Source organism: Photobacterium kishitanii, from assembly GCF_003026355.1.
In the GTDB taxonomy this organism is placed as follows: Bacteria; Pseudomonadota; Gammaproteobacteria; order Enterobacterales; family Vibrionaceae; genus Photobacterium; species Photobacterium kishitanii.
In genome coordinates, this window is the sequence record NZ_PYON01000003.1 from 174,092 (window position 1) to 194,415 (window position 20,324).

Annotated in this window: 21 protein-coding genes; all 21 read left to right on the forward strand. The window is 42.3% G+C overall.

Translation table 11 applies throughout. The features are described from left to right. The first annotated feature begins 7 nt into the window (after positions 1-7). The 21 genes from C0W29_RS04755 to cheY all read left to right on the forward strand — a co-directional run bounded on the left by C0W29_RS04755 (position 8) and on the right by cheY (position 20,300). Positions 8-1,384 carry a sigma-54-dependent transcriptional regulator gene (locus tag C0W29_RS04755; RefSeq protein ID WP_045044274.1) on the forward strand — a complete coding sequence of 459 codons (1,377 nt, stop codon included), beginning with the start codon at positions 8-10 and terminating at the stop codon, positions 1,382-1,384. Between the two features lie 62 nt (positions 1,385-1,446). Next, entirely contained in the window at positions 1,447-1,758 is a 312-nt protein-coding gene (fliE, locus tag C0W29_RS04760; protein WP_045042620.1) for a flagellar hook-basal body complex protein FliE, read from the forward strand. Positions 1,759-1,820: 62 nt separating this feature from the next. Next, entirely contained in the window at positions 1,821-3,566 is a 1,746-nt protein-coding gene (gene fliF, locus C0W29_RS04765) for a flagellar basal-body MS-ring/collar protein FliF (RefSeq protein WP_036795671.1), read from the forward strand. Beyond that, the gene (gene fliG / locus C0W29_RS04770; RefSeq protein ID WP_036795670.1) at positions 3,559-4,599 is read left to right on the forward strand and encodes a flagellar motor switch protein FliG; all 1,041 of its coding nucleotides are present in this window, start codon (positions 3,559-3,561) and stop codon (positions 4,597-4,599) included. Before fliF ends, fliG begins: the two co-directional genes overlap by 8 nt. Before the next feature lie 45 nt (positions 4,600-4,644). Further along, positions 4,645-5,451: a flagellar assembly protein FliH gene (fliH, locus tag C0W29_RS04775; protein WP_036795668.1), complete on the forward strand. Its 807-nt coding sequence runs from the start codon at positions 4,645-4,647 to the stop codon at positions 5,449-5,451. After that, positions 5,448-6,764, forward strand: a complete 1,317-nt coding sequence (fliI, locus tag C0W29_RS04780; protein ID WP_036795666.1) for a flagellar protein export ATPase FliI — start codon at positions 5,448-5,450, stop codon at positions 6,762-6,764. The genes fliH and fliI overlap by 4 nt, the downstream gene beginning before the upstream one ends. 45 nt (positions 6,765-6,809) lie before the next feature. Next, on the forward strand, positions 6,810-7,253 hold the full coding sequence (gene fliJ / locus C0W29_RS04785) for a flagellar export protein FliJ (RefSeq protein WP_036795665.1): 444 nt from the start codon (positions 6,810-6,812) through the stop codon (positions 7,251-7,253). 130 nt (positions 7,254-7,383) lie between these two features. Next, the gene (locus C0W29_RS04790; RefSeq protein ID WP_052671536.1) at positions 7,384-8,754 is read left to right on the forward strand and encodes a flagellar hook-length control protein FliK; all 1,371 of its coding nucleotides are present in this window, start codon (positions 7,384-7,386) and stop codon (positions 8,752-8,754) included. A gap of 93 nt (positions 8,755-8,847) precedes the next feature. Then, positions 8,848-9,327 carry a flagellar basal body-associated protein FliL gene (gene fliL, locus C0W29_RS04795; RefSeq protein ID WP_036795664.1) on the forward strand — a complete coding sequence of 160 codons (480 nt, stop codon included), beginning with the start codon at positions 8,848-8,850 and terminating at the stop codon, positions 9,325-9,327. A 7-nt stretch (positions 9,328-9,334) separates the two neighbouring features. Next, positions 9,335-10,387 carry a flagellar motor switch protein FliM gene (gene fliM / locus C0W29_RS04800; RefSeq protein WP_045042614.1) on the forward strand — a complete coding sequence of 351 codons (1,053 nt, stop codon included), beginning with the start codon at positions 9,335-9,337 and terminating at the stop codon, positions 10,385-10,387. A gap of 15 nt (positions 10,388-10,402) precedes the next feature. Further along, positions 10,403-10,789 carry a flagellar motor switch protein FliN gene (gene fliN, locus C0W29_RS04805; RefSeq protein WP_036795660.1) on the forward strand — a complete coding sequence of 129 codons (387 nt, stop codon included), beginning with the start codon at positions 10,403-10,405 and terminating at the stop codon, positions 10,787-10,789. A 9-nt stretch (positions 10,790-10,798) separates the two neighbouring features. Beyond that, positions 10,799-11,155 carry a flagellar biosynthetic protein FliO gene (gene fliO, locus C0W29_RS04810; RefSeq protein ID WP_045042613.1) on the forward strand — a complete coding sequence of 119 codons (357 nt, stop codon included), beginning with the start codon at positions 10,799-10,801 and terminating at the stop codon, positions 11,153-11,155. After that, entirely contained in the window at positions 11,142-11,981 is an 840-nt protein-coding gene (gene fliP, locus C0W29_RS04815; protein WP_045042612.1) for a flagellar type III secretion system pore protein FliP, read from the forward strand. Before fliO ends, fliP begins: the two co-directional genes overlap by 14 nt. A gap of 36 nt (positions 11,982-12,017) precedes the next feature. Then, complete coding sequence (gene fliQ, locus C0W29_RS04820; protein ID WP_036795654.1) at positions 12,018-12,287, forward strand: flagellar biosynthesis protein FliQ; 270 nt, start codon at positions 12,018-12,020, stop codon at positions 12,285-12,287. Positions 12,288-12,345: 58 nt separating this feature from the next. After that, positions 12,346-13,128: a flagellar biosynthetic protein FliR gene (fliR, locus tag C0W29_RS04825; RefSeq protein ID WP_045044275.1), complete on the forward strand. Its 783-nt coding sequence runs from the start codon at positions 12,346-12,348 to the stop codon at positions 13,126-13,128. Positions 13,129-13,190: 62 nt separating this feature from the next. Then, on the forward strand, positions 13,191-14,321 hold the full coding sequence (gene flhB, locus C0W29_RS04830) for a flagellar biosynthesis protein FlhB (protein ID WP_036795652.1): 1,131 nt from the start codon (positions 13,191-13,193) through the stop codon (positions 14,319-14,321). A 159-nt stretch (positions 14,322-14,480) separates the two neighbouring features. Further along, positions 14,481-16,577 (forward strand): flagellar biosynthesis protein FlhA, encoded by a 2,097-nt coding sequence (gene flhA / locus C0W29_RS04835; protein WP_045044276.1) that lies wholly within the window; start codon positions 14,481-14,483, stop codon positions 16,575-16,577. A gap of 51 nt (positions 16,578-16,628) precedes the next feature. Further along, a complete protein-coding gene (flhF, locus tag C0W29_RS04840) occupies positions 16,629-18,251 on the forward strand; it encodes a flagellar biosynthesis protein FlhF (RefSeq protein WP_045044277.1) in 1,623 nt (540 codons plus the stop codon). Continuing rightward, on the forward strand, positions 18,244-19,134 hold the full coding sequence (locus C0W29_RS04845) for a MinD/ParA family protein (protein ID WP_045042609.1): 891 nt from the start codon (positions 18,244-18,246) through the stop codon (positions 19,132-19,134). The genes flhF and C0W29_RS04845 overlap by 8 nt, the downstream gene beginning before the upstream one ends. Beyond that, entirely contained in the window at positions 19,127-19,849 is a 723-nt protein-coding gene (locus tag C0W29_RS04850; RefSeq protein WP_045042608.1) for an RNA polymerase sigma factor FliA, read from the forward strand. Before C0W29_RS04845 ends, C0W29_RS04850 begins: the two co-directional genes overlap by 8 nt. Before the next feature lie 79 nt (positions 19,850-19,928). Then, a complete protein-coding gene (gene cheY, locus C0W29_RS04855) occupies positions 19,929-20,300 on the forward strand; it encodes a chemotaxis response regulator CheY (RefSeq protein ID WP_036795644.1) in 372 nt (123 codons plus the stop codon). Positions 20,301-20,324: the final 24 nt, after the last annotated feature.

Genomic DNA, 20,324 nt, shown 5'->3' on the forward strand with positions numbered 1-20,324 from the left:
GTAAAACATGAGTCAAACACGGGTATTAGTCGTAGAAGATGATGCAGGTTTACGTGAAGCTTTAGTCGATACACTCGCACTGGCGGGCTATCAATGGCTAGAAGCGGAAAGTGCAGAGCAGGCGTTAGTGCTATTGAAATCTGAACCGATTGATATTGTAGTGTCTGATGTGCAAATGGCTGGTATGGATGGTTTAGCTTTATTACGCAGTATTAAATTACAGTGGCCCAAAATACCAGTGCTGTTAATGACTGCTTACGCCAATATTGAAGATGCAGTCGCTGCGATGAAAGATGGCGCGATTGACTACATGGCGAAGCCGTTTGCACCGCAAGTGTTACTTAATATGGTTGGTCGTTATGCACCAATTAAACGCCATCCTAACGATACTGTCGTGGCTGATCCTAAAAGTATTCACTTATTAGCAATGGCAGAAAAAGTCGCTAAAACCGATGCCAGTGTCATGGTATTGGGTCCAAGTGGTTCTGGTAAAGAGGTGTTGTCACGTTATATTCATGATCATTCACTGCGCTGTGATGGGCCATTTGTCGCGATTAACTGTGCTGCAATTCCAGAGAATATGCTCGAAGCAATGTTGTTTGGTTATGAAAAAGGTGCATTTACAGGGGCAGTGCAAGCTTGTCCTGGTAAATTTGAACAAGCACAAGCCGGCACTATTTTGTTGGATGAAATCAGTGAAATGGATATCAACTTGCAAGCTAAGCTATTACGAGTATTACAAGAACGTGAAGTTGAGCGGTTAGGTGGTCGAAAAAGCATTAAATTGGATGTACGGATTATTGCAACCAGTAACCGTGATTTAAAAAGCTATGTTACAGAAGGGCATTTTCGTGAAGATTTGTATTACCGCTTAAATGTATTTCCAATTACATGGCCTGCGCTCACTGAGCGTGAGGGCGATATCGTGCCGTTAGCGCAGTTATTTCTCCAGCGTCATGCTTGTCAGCAAGGTATCGTTGTACCTGTGATGAGTGATTGTGCGCAGCACAAATTATTACAATATTCATGGCCTGGAAATGTACGTGAGCTTGATAACGTGATTCAACGCGCGTTAATCATACACGATAACCTTATGATAACTGGGCAACATATTCTACTTGAAGGGCTTGATTGGTTGCAGATAACCAATGTACCAGTAGCGTCTGAAAGTGCAGCAGTAGTTGCCACCTCAGCAGGATCACCAACCGTTAATGATAGTTTGGGTAATGAATTACGGGGGCAAGAATTCAGTATTATTTTAGATACTCTAGTTGCTTGCCAAGGTAATCGTAAACACATGGCAGATAAATTAGGAATTAGCCCTCGAACATTGCGCTATAAGTTAGCCAAAATGCGTGATGCAGGGATTGAGTTGCCAGTGTAAGCCTATTGACTATATACAATAACAATCCTTTTTAGTTGTAAATAAAACAGTGAGATTATGCAATGAAAGTTAATGGATTAGCGACTGAAATGCAGACGATGCGTTTAGAAGCACAGAACACTATTCGTCCAGCTACAGGCCAGCAAGTGAGTGCTGATTTTGGCAATTTACTCAATGACGCGATTAAGTCGGTTAATACCCTTCAAGGCCAATCAAGTGATTTAGCAACCCGTTTTGATCAAGGTGATCGCAGCGTGTCGTTATCGGATGTAATGATTGCGCGCAATAAATCTAGTGTGGCTTTTGAAGCGACGGTTCAAGTGCGTAATAAAATGGTTCAAGCCTACAAAGAATTAATGAATATGCCGGTATAAAGACCGTTATTATCGTCGATGTGGTAAGCGCATCATTTTGCTATATGTGTGAGTAATAAATAGTGTCAGATCAAATTGTTAATCAACAAGTTACGGTTGCAAATAATAATACTTCGCCGGTATTGCGCGATGAATCTCAAGATCCCGATCTTGCAGAGAAGAAAGCATCGCGTACCGACAGTATTTTAGGCAATCTTGATCTGTTACGGCAGGTAATTTTAGTGCTATCAGTCGCTATTTGCGTGGCGTTGATTGTGATGGTCGTGGTGTGGATAAAAGAGCCAGAAATGCGGCCATTAGGTAGCTATGATACCGAAGAATTGATCCCGATATTGGATCACTTTGATCAAAAGAAAATTGATTATCAACTTGATGGCAATACCATTCGTGTTCCGGCGGATAAATACAGCAGCATAAAATTAGATTTAACGCGTAGTGGTTTAAACAGTCGCACCGCAGAAGGCGATGACATTTTATTGCAAGATATGGGGTTTGGTGTTTCACAGCGATTGGAAAATGAACGTTTAAAATTAAGTCGTGAACGTCAATTAGCCCGTGCTATTGAGCAAATTAGCCAAGTGCGCAAGGCACAAGTGTTGCTGGCAATGCCAAAGCAAAGTGTCTTTGTGCGCCATAATCAAGATGCAACCGCTACGGTTTTTTTAACCTTAGCTTCAGGCAGTGCGCTGGGCCAACAAGAAGTTGATTCGATTGTTGATATGGTTGCAACAGCGGTTCCTGGTTTACGTCCGACTCGAGTTACTGTCACCGATCAACATGGGCGTTTATTAAGTTCTGGCACCGAAGATCCTAGTTCCAGTGCTAAACGTAAAGAATATGAACTAGAGCGTAAACAAGAACAGTCATTACGTGAAAAAATTGATGCGATTTTAATGCCCGTTTTAGGTTTGGGTAATTATACCTCGCAAGTTGATATCGCGATGGACTTCTCCGCCTTAGAAGAAACGCATAAACGCTACAATCCTGCAACGGCCGCTACTCGAAGCGAATTTACCCGCGAAGATAGCAATGGTGGCCAAGTGACTGCTGGTATTCCCGGCTCATTAAGTAATCAACCGCCAGTCAGTAGTTCTATTCCTGAAAATATTAAAGATATGCAAGCGGGTAGCAGTAGTGGCAGCGGTCGTATGCACCGTGAATCAACCCGTAATTATGAATTAGATACCACGATCAGTCATAAGCGCGCTCAGACTGGGGTGATCGATCGCCAAACGGTGTCGGTTGCGATTGACTATAAAACCATTGTTGATCCCAAAACGGATGCCGTTACGCGAGTACCGATATCTGAAGCTGAAATTATTAAAATTCGTCGTTTATTAATGGGCGGGATTGGTTTTTCAGAAGCTCGAGGTGATTTATTAGAAGTCTTATCAGTGCCGTTTGCATTACCAGAAGAGCAATTGTTAGCCGAGATGCCGATTTGGGAAAATCCTAATTTTAGTAGTTGGATTCGATGGTTGGCTGCTGCATTAGTGATTATTGTGGTGATCGTAGTATTAGTGCGTCCGGCAATGAATAAGCTGCTATATCCAAATAAAACGGCTGACGGTACGTTATTAGATGAAAATGGTGTACCCATCTTAACTCACAGCAGTAATAGTGATGGCACAGGCTTAATTGGTGGTGATTTAGACCCACATGAAAGTTTTGAGTTAAGCAGTAGTAGTTTAGATCTCCCTAACTTACATAAAGATGAAGACTTACTTAAAGCGGTGCGTGCCTTGGTTGCCAATGAGCCAGATCTTGCCGCGCAAGTAGTGAAAAGCTGGATGAATGAAGATGGCTAATGACGTAGCAACAGTTGATAATAAATTTGATATTAAAAGCCTTAATGGTGCTGAAAAAGCAGCTATTTTATTATTAAGTCTCAATGAGCAAGATGCAGCGAGTATTATTCGTCACCTCGATCCAAAGCAAGTGCAGCGGGTCGGCGGAACAATGGCAAGTATGAAAAACTTAAATCAAGATAAAGTCTCTAGCGTTCATCGTTTATTTTTAGAAGAGATTCAAAAATACACCAGTATCGGCATGGGTAGTGAAGATTTTGTTCGTAATGCATTAGTGGCAGCATTAGGTGAAGATAAAGCTAATAACTTGGTCGATCAAATACTGATGGGAAGTGGTTCACGTGGGCTTGATTCCTTAAAATGGATGGATCCACGTCAAGTTGCCAGCATTATCCTTAATGAGCACCCTCAAATTCAAACTATTGTTTTGTCATATTTAGAACCCGAACAATCTGCTGAAATTTTATCGCAATTTCCTGAGCGAGTACGGTTAGATTTGATGATGCGTATTGCTAATTTAGAGGAAGTACAACCTGCAGCATTACATGAATTAAACGATATCATGGAAAAACAATTCGCTGGCCAAGCGGGTGCGCAAGCTGCAAAAATTGGTGGTCTTAAAGCGGCAGCTGAAATCATGAACTATCTCGATAATAATGTTGAAGGGTTGTTGATGGATCAAATTCGTGAAAACGATGAAGAGACTGCTACCCAAATTCAAGATTTGATGTTCGTGTTTGATAACTTGATAGAAGTTGATGATCGCGGTATTCAAATTTTATTACGTGATGTACCTCAAGAGCTATTACAAAAAGCCCTTAAAGGTGCTGATGATATGTTGCGTGATAAGTTCTATAGCAATATGTCTAAGCGTGCGGGTGAAATGCTGCAAGAAGATTTAGAAACAATGGGACCGATTCGAGTTGCTGATGTAGAAGCGGCTCAGAAAGAGATCTTATCTATTGCTCGCCGTTTATCTGATTTAGGTGAATTAGTGTTAACGGGTAATGGAGGCACTGATGAATTCTTATAATCGCGTTGTTATTTCAGCGGTTGATGATGAGTGTGAAAATCTATTATGAGTAATGAGCGCCGCCGTGGTTTCATGCGAGTATCTGAACATCAAGCTCAAGAGCTTGAACGTTGGGCGTACCCAGATTACAGCAATGATGAGCATGAGTCTGAAAATGCCTTTAATTATGATCATCAGTATTATCTCGATCAGCAACAGCCGGAGCCCGAACCTGAGCCACCACCGCCACCATTAACGGCTGCAGAACTAGAAGCAATGCAGCAATCAGCCTATGACGAAGGGGTTGATCAAGGTCGCCAAGCAGGACATAGCGAAGGTTTTAGTCAAGGTCATGCGGAAGGGATCACTGCCGGACATGCAGAAGGGCTAGCCCAAGGACTCCAGCAAGGACTTGAACAAGCACAAGCACAAATTGATCAGCAAGTAGCATTGTTAACTGCTGTGATGGATAAATTTGCTGATCCAATCGCGCAGGTCGATGCCGACGTTGAGCAACAATTATTGTTATTAGTTAATGGTCTAACGAAGGCACTTATTCGTGTTGAGGTTAAAACTAACCCCCAAGTGTTACTTAACACGCTACGTGAAGTTGTCGCTACGCTACCGATTGTTGAGCGAGAGATCAAAATGCATTTGCATCCTGAAGACGTTGCATTAGTGAATGCCAGTTTTGATGATGCTGATTTACAGCAGCGTAAATGGTCATTAATTGCAGAGCCCAGTTTACAACGAGGCGATCTGCAATTGGAATGTGGTAGCTCAAGTGTCGATTATTTAATTGATGATCGTATTCAGCACTCATTAACGACCTTTAATGATCTCAATAGCAATTTACAAGAGCCAACGGTATGACGCTTGCGCAACGCTTAAGCCGTTATCAAACTGCTAATACTGCTTGTAAACCAGTGGCTTCTGGGCGTTTAGATCGCGTTGTCGGGCTAACTCTGGAAGCGATTGGCTGTCGAGCACCCGTCGGCAGTGTGTGTAAAGTGGAAACCCTTAATGGTGAACTAGAAGCGGAAGTGGTTGGCTTTGCTGGTGAAACGCTGTTTTTAATGCCAAGTGAGCAATTATTAGGGGTGATGCCTGGGGCGAAAGTGACTCCTATTTTACATAACAGTGGTATTCCCGTTGGTCCTGAATTATTGGGACGAGTGATTGATGGCATCGGTAATCCTCTCGATGGCTTAGGGCCCATTTTTACCGAGCAACGGGCTTCATTTACCTCTGCACCTATTAATCCCTTATCACGTAAACCGATTAAAGAACCGTTAGATGTTGGAATTAAAGCAATTAATGGCTTATTAACTGTCGGTAAAGGTCAGCGAATAGGTTTATTTGCAGGTTCTGGTGTTGGTAAATCGGTAACGTTAGGCATGATGACTCGCGGTACTAGCGCCCAAATTGTGGTTGTGGGATTAATTGGTGAGCGTGGACGAGAAGTAAAAGAGTTCATTGATGAAATTTTAGGAAAAGAAGGCCGTGAGCGAGCCGTTGTTATTGCTGCACCTGCGGATGCTTCGCCATTAATGCGTTTAAAGGGCTGCCAAACATCATTGACGATTGCGGAATATTTTCGCGATCAAGGATTTGATGTGTTGTTGCTAATGGATTCATTAACTCGTTTTGCTCAAGCACAACGTGAAATCGCGTTATCCGTTGGCGAGCCGCCAGCAACCAAAGGTTATCCCCCCTCTGTATTTGCTAAGTTACCTGCGCTCGTTGAACGTGCTGGTAATGGTAATGAAAATCAAGGTTCAATTACGGCTTTTTTCACCGTCCTAAGTGAAGGTGATGATCTGCAAGATCCTATTGCTGATGCCTCACGTGCGATCCTTGATGGACATATCGTACTATCGCGTGAAATGGCAGATGCCGGTCATTATCCTGCCATTGATGTAGAACGTTCTGTCAGCCGAGTAATGCCTGCGATTGTTAGTGATGAGCATATGCTGATGTCGAAAGCGGTACGTCAAATTTTATCTATTTGTCGTAAAAATCAAGATTTAGTCGCGATTGGTGCTTATAAGCCGGGTACTGATGCCACTATCGATCAAGCATTCAGTTTCAAACCCAAGTTAGACAGTTATTTGCAGCAAGAAATGAAAGAAGCAGTGCCCTATGAAATGTGCGTCAATATGTTGCGCTCAACATTAGGTGGCTAACAGTGCTCGAAGGTACGGTGCTCGAAGATATAAGGTCATTATAATATGCCATTGAGAACGTTTGAATTATTGATAGAACAAGCCCAACAACAAGAGCATCAAGCGAGTCTTGCTCTTAATCAAGCCCAACTAGAACAACAAAACTATTTACAACAATTAGCTCAAATTGAGCAGTACCGGTTAGATTATTGTCGTCAGCTTTCTGAGCGAGGACAGCAAGGGCTAACTGCCAGCCAATATAGTCATTTACAAAAATTTTTAACTCAACTTGATACTACCTTAGAGAAGCAAAAACAGGCTGGTGGCTATTTTGCCAATCAAATTGAACAATGCCGTCAGCACTGGCAAGCAATGCAGCAAAAAAAACGCGGTATCGAGTGGTTATTAGAAAAAAAACAGCGCGAACGGCAGCTTTTTTTAGATAGACAAGAACAAAAAATGATGGATGAATTTGTAACGTTACAATTTGCGCGTCGTCAGCAACGGTAGAAGTAAAAACTGGTTTGCTTTTTGCATTAACATAGAACATCAGTGTTGAATAAACGTTTTTTTGACGATTTATTTCAAACAGTTATTCATTTATCTGTCGTTTGTAGCGGCACGTATTAAAAGAGTTATTATGAATCTATTTAATGTGTCATCAATGCAAACGGCAAAGTTAGCAGGAGCATCTGCTGCAGCAGAGTCTGAAACCGTCGCTATAAGTGATAATGACTTTTCACAACAATATCAGCAAGCTATTGATGAAAACCAGCCGTTGCCAGTCGTTGATAGTGAGTTAACCGCGAGCATTGATGCTCCCGCAATCGATACTGAGATAATCAGTGCTGATCTCAATATTAATATCACTGATATTAGCAGCACCGATATTTCCTCTGAGCGATTAGTTAGCGATCCAATGGCAGCCACAGATGCAGTGGATAACACCTTAATCAATATCGATAATACGACTATTGTTGATGACGCGACTCAGTTAATGGCAGCTGGGAGTGCTTTCTTACAACAGTTAACCCAATCTAATCAGCAGCTTAACTCGGAAGTTAAAACGGATGCTAATGCCGTTAATACTAGCGGCAATAGCTTGCCTCTTTCTGCGCCGCTCATTACTGATGTTGTTTTAGTTGATGGTGTAAAAGTGCCGATTCAAGTATCGGCAACAGAGACTGATACAACAACAGTATCATTAGCCTCGACAGCATCATTAACTACGCCACTTACCAGTGCCACATTGGTATCACCAGCAGCAATGGTTGCTGATGGACAAAAATCTGACATGAATGTTGATGGTGGTGTCAATAATTTGCCACTACCAACAACCACAGCAACAACCGCTTCGACGTTAATAATGCCAACCCCAAATACGCCTCTAGGTGCGACAAAATTCGATGGTTCACTAGTGGATGATAGTCGTCTCAATTTGGGGGAAAGTGTCAATACTTATAATGATTCATTGGCTCAACAACTTTCTGGTTTAACTTCTACTAGTTCAGGGCTTAAGCCTGAGCAATCAGCCGTCATGACGAATGTGCAATCCCCATTAATACTCACGCGTGAACAGGCTGGTGAACAGGTACATGAGCGGATCAATATCATGATGGCAAAGAATCTTAAATTCGTTGATATTCGTTTAGATCCGCCTGAACTTGGAAAAATTCAAATTAAATTGACTCTCAACCAAGACCAAGCGTCAGTGCAATTTACCGTTAATAACCATCAAACGCGTGACATTGTTGAACAGGCCATGCCGCGCTTACGAGAGATGCTGCAACAGCAAGGACTGCAATTAGCGCAGAGCTCAGTACAACAAGAAACGAGTCAGCAATTTTCAGGACAACAAAGTAATAGTTCAGCACATTCACAGACAGGCCAGCAACCCTCGACAAAAGCAACTGCTGTAGAGGGACAATCTGTAGCAGAGAGTGATCAACTTGATCCACAAGCTAGTGTGTTTGTTACCGAGAATAAAGACCAAGTTGATTATTACGCTTAGCGTTTTTGGTCATGCTTATAACGAACACTTATTTAATAAGGACAAACATGCAGCAATGTCATGTGGCAAGAAAACAGCAACCAAGGATCAATAATGGTAGGTGAAAATAGTAAAAAAATAACCATTATTAGTTTGGTGTGTGTGGTAATAGGCGTTGCGATAGCTGGCGTTTTTTGGTTTTTTTACTCAGCACCAACAGCGTCTCAAACAACGGCGGTGTCATCATCAGAGTCTCCTCAAGCGCCACTAAAAATGTCGTCGTATTACATCGTATTACCTGATCCATTTATTTTTAATGTGAGTGGTAAAGATCGTGATCGAGTGGTGCAAATAAAAGTGCAGCTCATGGTACGTGGTGAAGTCAATGAGGCATTAGCAAATAAACATGCGCCATTAATTGAAAGTGTGTTGTTACAAACTTTTGCAGCAACCACTGTTGAACAATTACGTCAGCCTCTCGGGCGTGAGCAATTACGTCAACAAGCGTTGACGACAGTACAAGCAACAATGAACAAGATGACTGATATGCCTGTGGTTGAACGGGTGTTATTTACTGGCTTTGTGATGCAATAGGTGCGCTGTGAGTGATTTATTAACCCAAGATGAAATTGATGCATTATTGCATGGGGTCGATGAGCCTGAAGATGAGGAGGATGGCGATCAAGGTTCCGGTATTACCGCCTTTGATTTTTCCTCACAAGATCGCATTGTCCGTGGACGGATGCCGACCCTGGAATTGATCAATGAGCGATTTGCCCGCCATATGCGGATCAGTTTATTTAATATGTTGCGAAAAACGGCTGAAGTGTCGATAAATGGCGTTCAAATGATTAAATTCGGTGAATACCAAAACACGCTTTATGTGCCAACTAGTTTAAATATGGTGCGCTTTAGACCACTAAAAGGTACAGCATTGATTACCATGGAAGCACGATTAGTGTTTATTTTGGTAGAGAATTTTTTTGGTGGTGACGGTCGTTTTCACGCCAAAATTGAAGGGCGAGAGTTTACTCCCACTGAGCGCCGTATTGTACAAATGTTACTTAAATTGGTGTTTGAAGATTACCGTGAAGCATGGTCACCCGTGATGTCGGTTGAGTTTGAATATATCGATTCTGAAGTGAACCCAACGATGGCCAATATTGTGAGTCCGACAGAAGTGATCGTGGTGAGTTCATTTCACATTGAGATTGATGGTGGTGGTGGCGATTTTCATGTGGTAATGCCGTATTCGATGGTTGAGCCAATCCGTGAATTACTCGATGCGGGGGTGCAAAGTGACAAGATGGACACTGATGTTCGTTGGAGTAAAGCTCTGCGTGATGAAATCATGGATGTGCCCGTGAATCTACGCGCTAAGTTATTGGATGTTGATATTTCATTACGTGACTTAATGGAGTTACAAGCTGGTGATGTTATTCCGATTACGATGCCAGAATCTGCGACAATTTTTGTCGAAGATCTACCAACGTATCGCGCCAAAATGGGCCGCAGTGGCGATAATGTCGCGCTTAAAATTACCGATAAATTAAAACGTCCAGACATGGTGAAAACGGATTTAGCTTTCTTAGATCGTGAACTATTAAGCTCTACATTATTAGAGATGAATAGTGACAATGAAACGCACTCATAATTAGCAGGAATAATAATGTCTCAAAATGATCAACAAATGGCAGATGATTGGGCGGCAGCTTTAGCTGAACAAGAGGATCATGTTCAACCCGCACCATTAGAAGAGTTAACCGATGATACCGTGCCAATCTCAGATGATGAGCGCCGTAAATTGGATACCATCATGGATATTCCAGTGACCATTTCAATGGAAGTCGGTCGCACTCAAATTAGTATTCGTAATTTACTACAACTTAACCAAGGTTCGGTGGTTGAGCTTGATCGTATAGCCGGCGAATCATTAGATGTGATGGTTAATGGCACCTTGATTGCTCACGGTGAAGTTGTGGTGGTAAATGATAAGTTTGGTATTCGTTTAACTGATGTTATCAGTCAAACCGAACGCATTAAAAAATTACGTTAAGAGTCAGTGATGGATCAGTCAATGACATTAGGGCAAGCGCCCGATCTTAATTTAGCCACGACATTAGCGTCATTAGTACTCGTGATTGTGATTATTTTATTTTTAGCGTGGCTGCTGAAAAAAATGCGTCTGGTCGGCGTTCACAGTAATGATAATCGACTGACTATTGTTAAGCAGTTAACACTTGGACAACGGGAAAGAATCGCATTGATTCAAGTGGGCGATGAGCAATTGTTAGTAGGCATTACTCAGCATAATATTTCGTTGCTCAGTAAACTTGAACAGCCTTTAATCACGGAAGATGTGCCAGCTAAAGATTTTGCTTCTCAGCTGAGCCGGTTGATAACTACTAATGATAAAAAATAATCTTGCACTGGGTTTAAAAGTGGCATTGCTGGTGCTGTTTATCGGTAGTTGGAGCATTTCAATGCCAGTATCAGCAACAGAAACTATTACTCAAACAGCGATGACCGCAGAAGGTAGTGCTGCACATTTAACGACTGGTGCGCGTAGTGGGGGCGGTATTCCCGCATTGTCTGTCACTATGAACCCAGATGGCAGCGAAGATTATTCAATCACGCTGCAAATATTAGCACTCATGACTGCATTGGGTTTTTTGCCTGCGGTGGTGATTCTAATGACATCCTTTACTCGCATAGTGGTGGTGATGTCGATTTTGCGGCAAGCGATGGGATTACAACAAACCCCCTCTAATCAGGTGATTATTGGGATAGCGATGTTTTTGACCTTTTTTGTGATGTCACCTGTCATCGATAAAATTAATGTCGATGCAGTACAACCCTATATCAATGAACAGATCAGTGCTCAGCAAGCATTAGCTAAAGCAGAAGCCCCGATGCGGCAGTTCATGTTGAAGCAAACGCGAGTGAAAGATCTGGAAACTTTTGTCAATATTTCAGGATCAACCGCAACCGATCCACAAACTGTGCCGCTAACGGTATTAGTACCAGCATTTATTACTTCAGAGCTTAAAACCGCGTTTCAGATTGGTTTTATGTTGTTTTTACCCTTTTTAATTATCGATTTAGTAGTGGCATCGGTATTAATGGCAATGGGTATGATGATGCTATCGCCGATGATTGTATCGTTGCCGTTTAAGTTGATGTTGTTTGTGCTGGTTGATGGTTGGAATTTAATTCTGTCTACGCTAGCAGCCAGTTTTGGAACCTAATAAAAAAGTGGCTTCAATGGAGAGGATAACCCAATAATGACCCCTGAAGCGTTTGTCGGTATTTTTCAAGAAGCGTTATACATGGTGTTAATTATGGTGTGCGCGATTGTCATTCCGGGCTTATTAATAGGCTTAGTGGTGGCAGTGTTTCAAGCCGCCACCTCGATTAACGAACAAACATTGAGTTTTTTACCACGCTTAGTTGTGACCTTATTAGCATTGATGTTTTTTGGCCATATGATGACGCGAATGTTGATGGATTATTTTTTTCGCATCATCGATCAAATTCCACAGTTGTTATATTAGGATGATTAATTGCATTGCTATCACAACCTAATATTCGCTTCATGAGTAACCATAGCTTATGCACTATACCTCAAGCGTGTTATTAGAGTGGATTGCCAATTATTTTTGGCCGTTCACTCGAATCTCTTCAATGATGATGGCAATGACCTTCTTTGGGGCGCGTTTTGTGTCACCCAAAATTCGGTTATATCTGGCGTTAACAATCACTTTTACGGTGATGCCAATGTTACCCAAAGTACCGACGGATATTGCCTTACTGTCATTGGCTGGATTTATCGTTACTACCCAGCAAATCATTATTGGGGTTGCGATGGGATTAGTGACTCAGTTTATTACTCAGACATTTGTGCTGTTGGGGCAAATTATCGGTATGCAATCGAGTTTGGGTTTTGCCTCGATGGTGGATCCTGCTAATGGCCAAAACACGCCAGTGCTGGGGCAGTTTTATATGTTTTTGGCTATATTGCTTTTTTTGGCAACCGATGGTCATTTAACCATGCTTAATGTCGTCGTGTTAAGTTTTACAGCCTTGCCTGTCGGCAGCAGCATGTTGGTCGCGACAGATTATTACCAATTAGCTGGTTGGTTCGGGCATATATTTAAAGCTGGGGTTGATATGGCACTTGCGGGTGTTATTGCATTATTAACCGTTAATCTCTCGTTTGGGGTTATGACGCGTGCGGCACCACAGTTAAATATTTTCGCGTTAGGATTTTCATTTGCGCTGTTACTTGGTTTAGCCATTAGTTGGTTTATTGTGCTAGGGATTGTGCCGCAGTATGAAGCGATTTGGCAAACAGGGTTAGATCAAGTCTGTAGCTTGGCAAGGCTTAACTGTTGAGTTTTATATCGTATTAACCATCACCATTTTTTGTTGTATAACTTCACCATGGACGTACCAATATGTCGGATGCTGACGGTCAAGAACGTACCGAAGACGCCACCGCGCGAAAACGTGAGCAGGCGCGGGAAAAAGGTCAAGTACCGCGCTCAAGAGAATTAGCCTCCGTAGCAGTATTGGTGTCAGGTGCTGTGAGCTTAATGTGGTTTGGTGAAGGGCTTAGTATTGCGTTAGGTAAGGTCATGACGCGCATGTTCACTTTAAGCCGTGAAGAAGTGTTTGACGTACATTTATTGCTGACGGTAGTTTCTAATGCGGTATGGCAGGTTTTTTTGCCATTAGTACTGGTATTAGTGTTTCTCTTTACAGCTGCCTTAATCGGTGCTGCAGGCTTGGGGGGAATACGATTTTCTTCTGAAGCGGCGATGCCAAAATTATCTAAAATGAGTCCAATAAGTGGTCTTAAAAGGATGTTTGGTAGTCAAAGTTGGGTCGAATTAATTAAATCCATCCTCAAGGTTGGCTTAGTAGCAAGTGTGGCTGGGTATTTAATTTATTCAAGTTTGGATGATTTTTTTCAACTTAGTATTGAAACCTTTCCGGCTAATTATTTTCACGCCTTGGATATTCTACTTAACTTTGTGTTATTGATTTGTTGTTCGTTGCTGGTTGTGGTGGCGATCGATGTGCCTTATCAAATTTGGCATTTTAGCGATCAATTAAAAATGACCAAGCAAGAAATTAAAGATGAATATAAAGATTCTGAAGGTAAGCCTGAAGTAAAAGGTCGTATTCGTATGCTGCAGCGTGAAATGGCACAACGACGAATGATGGCGGATGTACCACAAGCTGATGTAGTGATCACTAACCCTGAACACTATTCAGTGGCATTACGTTATGATCCTAAACTTGACGCAGCCCCAGTTGTTATTGCTAAAGGTGGCGATCACTTAGCACTAAAAATTCGCGAAATTGCCAATAAACACAATATTGATATTGTGCCTGCTGCGCCATTAGCTCGTGCGATTTATTATACTACCGAGCTAGAGCAGCAAGTACCTGACGGCTTGTTTGTTGCAGTAGCACAAGTGTTAGCTTATGTTTTTCAATTAAAAGCCTACCGTCGCGGTAAAGGTCAAAAACCCATTTTATCAGCCGCAGCAACAGATATTCCCCAAGAATTACGTCATTAATAACGCGATATAGGAAGCATAATTTTGCCGTCAAAATAATGGCAGAATTATGCGGCACGATACTTGCTATAAGCGATTGTATCTGTGAAGGATTATGGTGAATTATTCGTTAATAAGTGCCGCCTTCATATCAATAAATCGTGATTTGATGATAATAGAATGAAGCTTTCAATTCCTTTTGCTGCGCGACTACCTTTAGCTCGTTTACAAAATATGCCTGCAATAGGTGCACCTGTGATGGTGCTAGCAACCTTGGCGATGATTATTTTGCCAATACCGCCACTCATGTTGGATATGGTCTTTACCTTTAATATTGCGCTGGCACTAGTGGTGTTGTTAGTCACTGTTTACACCCGTCGTCCTCTTGATTTTGCTGCCTTTCCAACGGTATTGCTTATCGCGACCTTATTACGGTTAGCGCTTAACGTTGCTTCAACTCGAATAGTGTTACTGCATGGTCATGAAGGGCCAGAGGCCGCCGGTCAAGTGATTCATGCTTTTGGCGCCGTTGTTATTGGTGGTAATTATGCTGTCGGTTTGGTGGTATTTATTATTCTAATGATTATTAACTTTATGGTAGTAACCAAAGGTGCTGGTCGTATATCAGAAGTTAGTGCTCGCTTTACTCTTGATGCTTTACCCGGTAAGCAAATGGCAATTGATGCTGATTTAAATGCAGGCTTAATTGATCAAGAACAAGCCCGTATTCGTCGTTTTGAAGTGACCAAAGAAGCTGATTTTTACGGTTCGATGGATGGTGCCTCTAAGTTTGTTAAAGGGGATGCGATAGCCGGTATTCTGATTTTATTTCTTAATATTATCGGTGGCTTAATCATCGGTATGACACAACATGATTTAGCTTTTGTTGAAGCGCTGGAAATATATAGCCTGCTGACTATTGGTGATGGGCTCGTCGCGCAGATACCGTCGTTATTATTGTCTATTGGTGCTGCAATGCTGGTTACTCGTCAAAATACTGACGAGGATATGGGCCAGCAAATGTATTTCCAAATGTTTAATAATCCTCAAGCTTTGATTATTACAGGCGCAATTTTATTTGTGATGGGTATTGTTCCTGGTATGCCCCATGTGCCGTTTTTATTTTTGGCGGCAATTATTGGCGGGGTTGCTTATTGGCGTTACAAAAAAGATCAGACTGCTGCGTTAGTGACCAAAGAACCGCAAACTCACGATATGGCGCCGATTCAACCAATGAAAGAGTTGTCATGGGATGATGTTCAACCTGTCGATACCATTGGACTTGAAGTGGGCTATCGACTGATTTCGATGGTTGATAAAGACCAAGGCGGTGAACTGTTAGAGCGAGTTAAAGGGGTGCGTAAAAAACTTTCGCAAGATTTTGGCTTCCTCGTTCCTCCGGTACATATTCGCGATAATTTGGAGTTACCACCGAACAGTTATCGTATCAGTTTAATGGGAGTGACCTGCGGTGAGGCAAATATTCATCCGAATATGGATTTAGCCATTAACCCTGGGCAAGTGTTTGGCAGTATTGATGGAGAACGAACCCTTGATCCTGCGTTTGGCTTAGAGGCGGTATGGATTCAAGTATCACAACGTGAACATGCTCAAGCTTTAGGTTATACCGTGGTTGATTCTGCTACCGTCCTCGCGACTCATTTAAGTCAATTGTTGACTAACCATGCAGCCCAGCTATTAGGCCATGAAGAAGTTCAAAATTTACTTGAAATGCTTGGGCAATCGACCCCGAAATTGGTAGATGGTTTTGTCCCTGATCAATTACCACTTGGCGCGGTGGTAAAAGTGATGCAGAACTTACTTAATGAAGCTATTCCATTACGGGATATTCGAACGATTGTTCAGACCTTGTCTGAGTACTCAACCAAGAGTCAAGATCCTGACATTTTAACTGCCGCTGCACGTATTGGCTTAAAACGTTTAATTTGTCAGGAAATCAATGGAATAGAAGCAGAATTACCCGTCATAACCTTAGTTCCTGAGTTGGAACAAATATTGCATCAGACAATGCAATCTGCTGGGGGGGAGTCATCAGGGATTGAACCTGGGTTAGCTGAGCGTCTACAACGATCATTAACAGAAGCGACCCAGCAACAAGAATTAAAAGGCGAGCCTGCAGTATTATTAACATCCGGTGTTTTACGTTCCACTTTGGCAAAATTTGTCAAAAATACCATTCCAACTTTGAGAGTGCTTTCTTATCAAGAAGTACCAGATGAAAAACAAATTCGTATTGTTAATGCGGTTGGCCATTAATGGTGTTGAAACTGAATACTAATTTAAGCGCTTGCGGATAGGGAATTAAGTTTGAAAATTAAACGATTTTTTGCCAAGGATATGAGAACAGCACTTAGCGAAGTCAAAGAAGAACTTGGCCCTGATGCAGTGATTATGTCAAATAAAAAAGTGTCTGGCGGTGTTGAAATTGTCGCAGCGGTCGACACTGATGCCAGTCCTGTGTTAGCGAAGACTAATCATGCTGTCCGTGATGAATTAGAGCATGGCTTAGGGCAAGCGCGACGTAAACTTGTTGATGATAAAGTCAATGTTACCCCGTCAGTATCTAAACAGTTTGCGAGTGTATTGCAAAATTATGCAGCAACAACTGAAACCCCTGACAATATGGCATCTGTTGATTCATTAACAGCATTATTGCAACGTCAATCTAAGCATCAAGACCAGCAGCAATCACAATCGAATCGTGCAACTGAGCTTAACCGAGATCAAGCTCGACAACATTATTATCACAGTGATAGCCATGAACAACATCGCCAACAGCATGGTATTGATCGCCAACAGTCATCGTCACGAGCGAAGCAAGGTCGTCGTTATGATGAGCATTCACAAGATCTTAATGTGGGCGATTATAACCGTCCATCATCAAAACAATACGAACGTGAAGTGAGTGTAGGTCGTAATGATTATGGCACCGCCTCACATAAACCCCGCTTAGATCCTAGCCGTTATGAAGTGAAAGGCGCTCGAAAAGATGATGAATTAGACGCTATGCGCGCTGAAATAACCTCTATTCGACGTTTATTAGAGCATCAATTATCAGGGCTAATGTGGCAGGAAGTTGAACGCCAAGAACCGATGCGGGCGATGATGATTAAACGGCTTGAAAAGATGGGATTGTCCGATCAATTAGCCGATCAATTAGCGTGTTATATTCCAGAAGATTTACCGACTAACGAAGCATGGCCTGCGTTACTAGATCTATTGTCAGATCAACTGCTTACAACTAATGATTGTATTTTAGAAACCGGTGGCGTGGTGGCGCTACTTGGGCCGACTGGCGTCGGTAAAACAACCACGATCGCCAAACTCGCAGCTCGAGCGGCAATGGAGTTTGGCCCTAATCAAATCGCACTGATCACCACTGATAATTATCGTATTGGTGCCCATGAGCAACTTGCTACTTATGGCCGAATTATGGGATGCCCAGTAAGAGTGGCTAAAGATGCGCAGGAACTGGCCGATATACTACATCAGTTACGTCATCGCCGTGTAGTGTTACTTGATACCGCAGGTATGGGTCAGCGTGATATTCGTTTATCCGAGCAATTAGATACATTGATGCAAAACAGTGGCGCCAAAATACGTAGCTATTTAGTGATGCCAGCAACTTCACAACGGCGAGTGCTTGAGGAGACGATTGAACATTTTCGTCGTATTCCATTATCTGGGTGTGTGTTGACCAAACTTGATGAATCGTTAAGTTTGGGCGAAATAATTAGTGTCGCTATTCAGAGTGCTCTACCGATTGCCTATTTAACTGATGGTCAACGGGTTCCTGAAGACTTGAAAGTAGCAACCGGAAATTACCTAGTTTCGCGTGCCAATGAGTTGTTAGAGCTAGAGCTCTCACAACAATCTCATGTCTGGTCTAGTGATAGTTCAGATAACAATGCGGCCGATTTTTATGACTGAGAACATCATGTACGATCAAGCGAGTGGTTTACGTCGAATGACCCAATTAACCTCGACGAAAGTCATTACGGTTACTGGCGGTAAAGGGGGCGTAGGCAAAACCAATGTCACTCTTAATATGGCAATTTCAATGGCTCGTCAAGGCAAGCGCGTTATGGTGCTTGATGCTGATCTTGGGTTAGCAAATGTCGATGTGATGCTCGGTTTACGTGCAGGGCGTAACCTGTCGCATGTGCTGGCTGGGTTATGCGAACTTGAAGATATTATTATCGAAGGGCCTTACGGTGTAAAAATTATTCCGTCGGCTTCTGGTACGCAAAATATGGCGGAATTAACCCCAGCCCAACATGCCGGTTTGATTCGAGCTTTCGGTAATTTGCAGCATGAGCTTGATTTTTTTATTGTCGATACTGCGGCTGGTATTTCTGACATGGTGCTGAGTTTTGCTCGTGCCGCTCAAGACATCATTATTGTGGTGTGTGATGAGCCGACATCGATCACAGATGCGTATGCATTAATGAAAATTTTGAGTCGTGAGTATGATATTCAACGATTTAAGATTGTTGCCAACATGGTTCGTAGTTATCGTGAAGGACGTGATTTATTTATTAAATTAACTCGAGTAACCGAGCGCTTTCTTGATGCCAACCTTGAACTTGCTGCGTGTATACCGCTTGATGATAATGTTCGCCAAGCAGTTAAACGCCAAAAAATTGTGATCGAGGCATTTCCACATAGTCCTGCGGCGCTAGCATTGAACTCATTAGCAGCGAAGGCGATGACATGGCCTGTTCCCCATCATCCTGGTGGGCATTTAGAGTTTTTTGTTGAACGATTGTTGGTGCATAAACCACGAGCCATGGAGGCCTTTATTCGTGAATAAGACGTTAACTTATAGCCGTTATCAACAAAGCCCACAGGCATTTATTGAACGTTACTCAACCTTGGTAAAGCGGATAGCACACCACTTAATGGCACGTTTGCCACCCAGTGTATTAGTCGAAGATTTGATTCAATCTGGCATGATTGGCTTGTTAGAAGCACAGCAAAATTATGATCCAACGAAAGGCGCTAGTTTTGAAACCTTTGCGGGTATTCGTATTCGAGGTGCAATGTTAGATGATATTCGCCGTGGTGACTGGGTGCCACGATCAGTCTATAAAAATAGTCGTCGTATTAGTGATGCGATTTCACAACTTGAACATAGTCTTGGCCGAGATCCGACCGACAGTGAAATATCACAACTGCTTGAGATGCCACTAGATCAGTATTATCAGGTGTTAAACGATGTTAATTGCGGCCGTATTGTCGGTATTGCTGATCTCGCTGGTGGCGAGGAAACGATGGCTAATGACGATGATGTTAATCAAAACTTGCCATTTCAAGGGGTTGTTGATGACAGTTTTCGTCATAGCTTAGCAGCAGCGATTAAAACCTTGCCAGAGCGGGAAGCGTTGGTGTTATCACTGTATTACGACGAAGAAATGAATTTAAAAGAAATAGGTGCCGTTATTGGTGTGAGCGAATCGCGTATTTGTCAGATTCATAGCCAAGCTATGCAGCGCTTACGGGCTAAGTTACAAGCTTGGGTTGCGTGATTTCAATAATAATAACAGTCATTATTTTATAACTTACAACAACACAGGTTTCGCTGTGGAGGCAATTTTGAATACTAATATGAAAATTCTTATTGTTGATGATTTTTCAACAATGCGCCGTATCGTTAAAAACTTACTGCGAGATTTAGGGTTTAACAATACTGTCGAAGCTGATGATGGCGTAACTGCATTGCCATTATTAAAGCGCGGTGATTTTGATTTTGTGGTGACGGATTGGAATATGCCTGGTATGCAAGGTATTGATTTATTACGCCACATTCGCGCTGATGAGCAATTAAAACATTTACCTGTCTTGATGATTACCGCAGAAGCTAAGCGTGAACAAATCATTGAAGCTGCTCAAGCAGGCGTGAATGGCTACATTGTAAAACCTTTTAATGCGGCAACATTGAAAGAAAAACTCGCGAAGATTTTTGAACGATTACAGTAGTTATTGTGTTTTGGCATAGGAAAA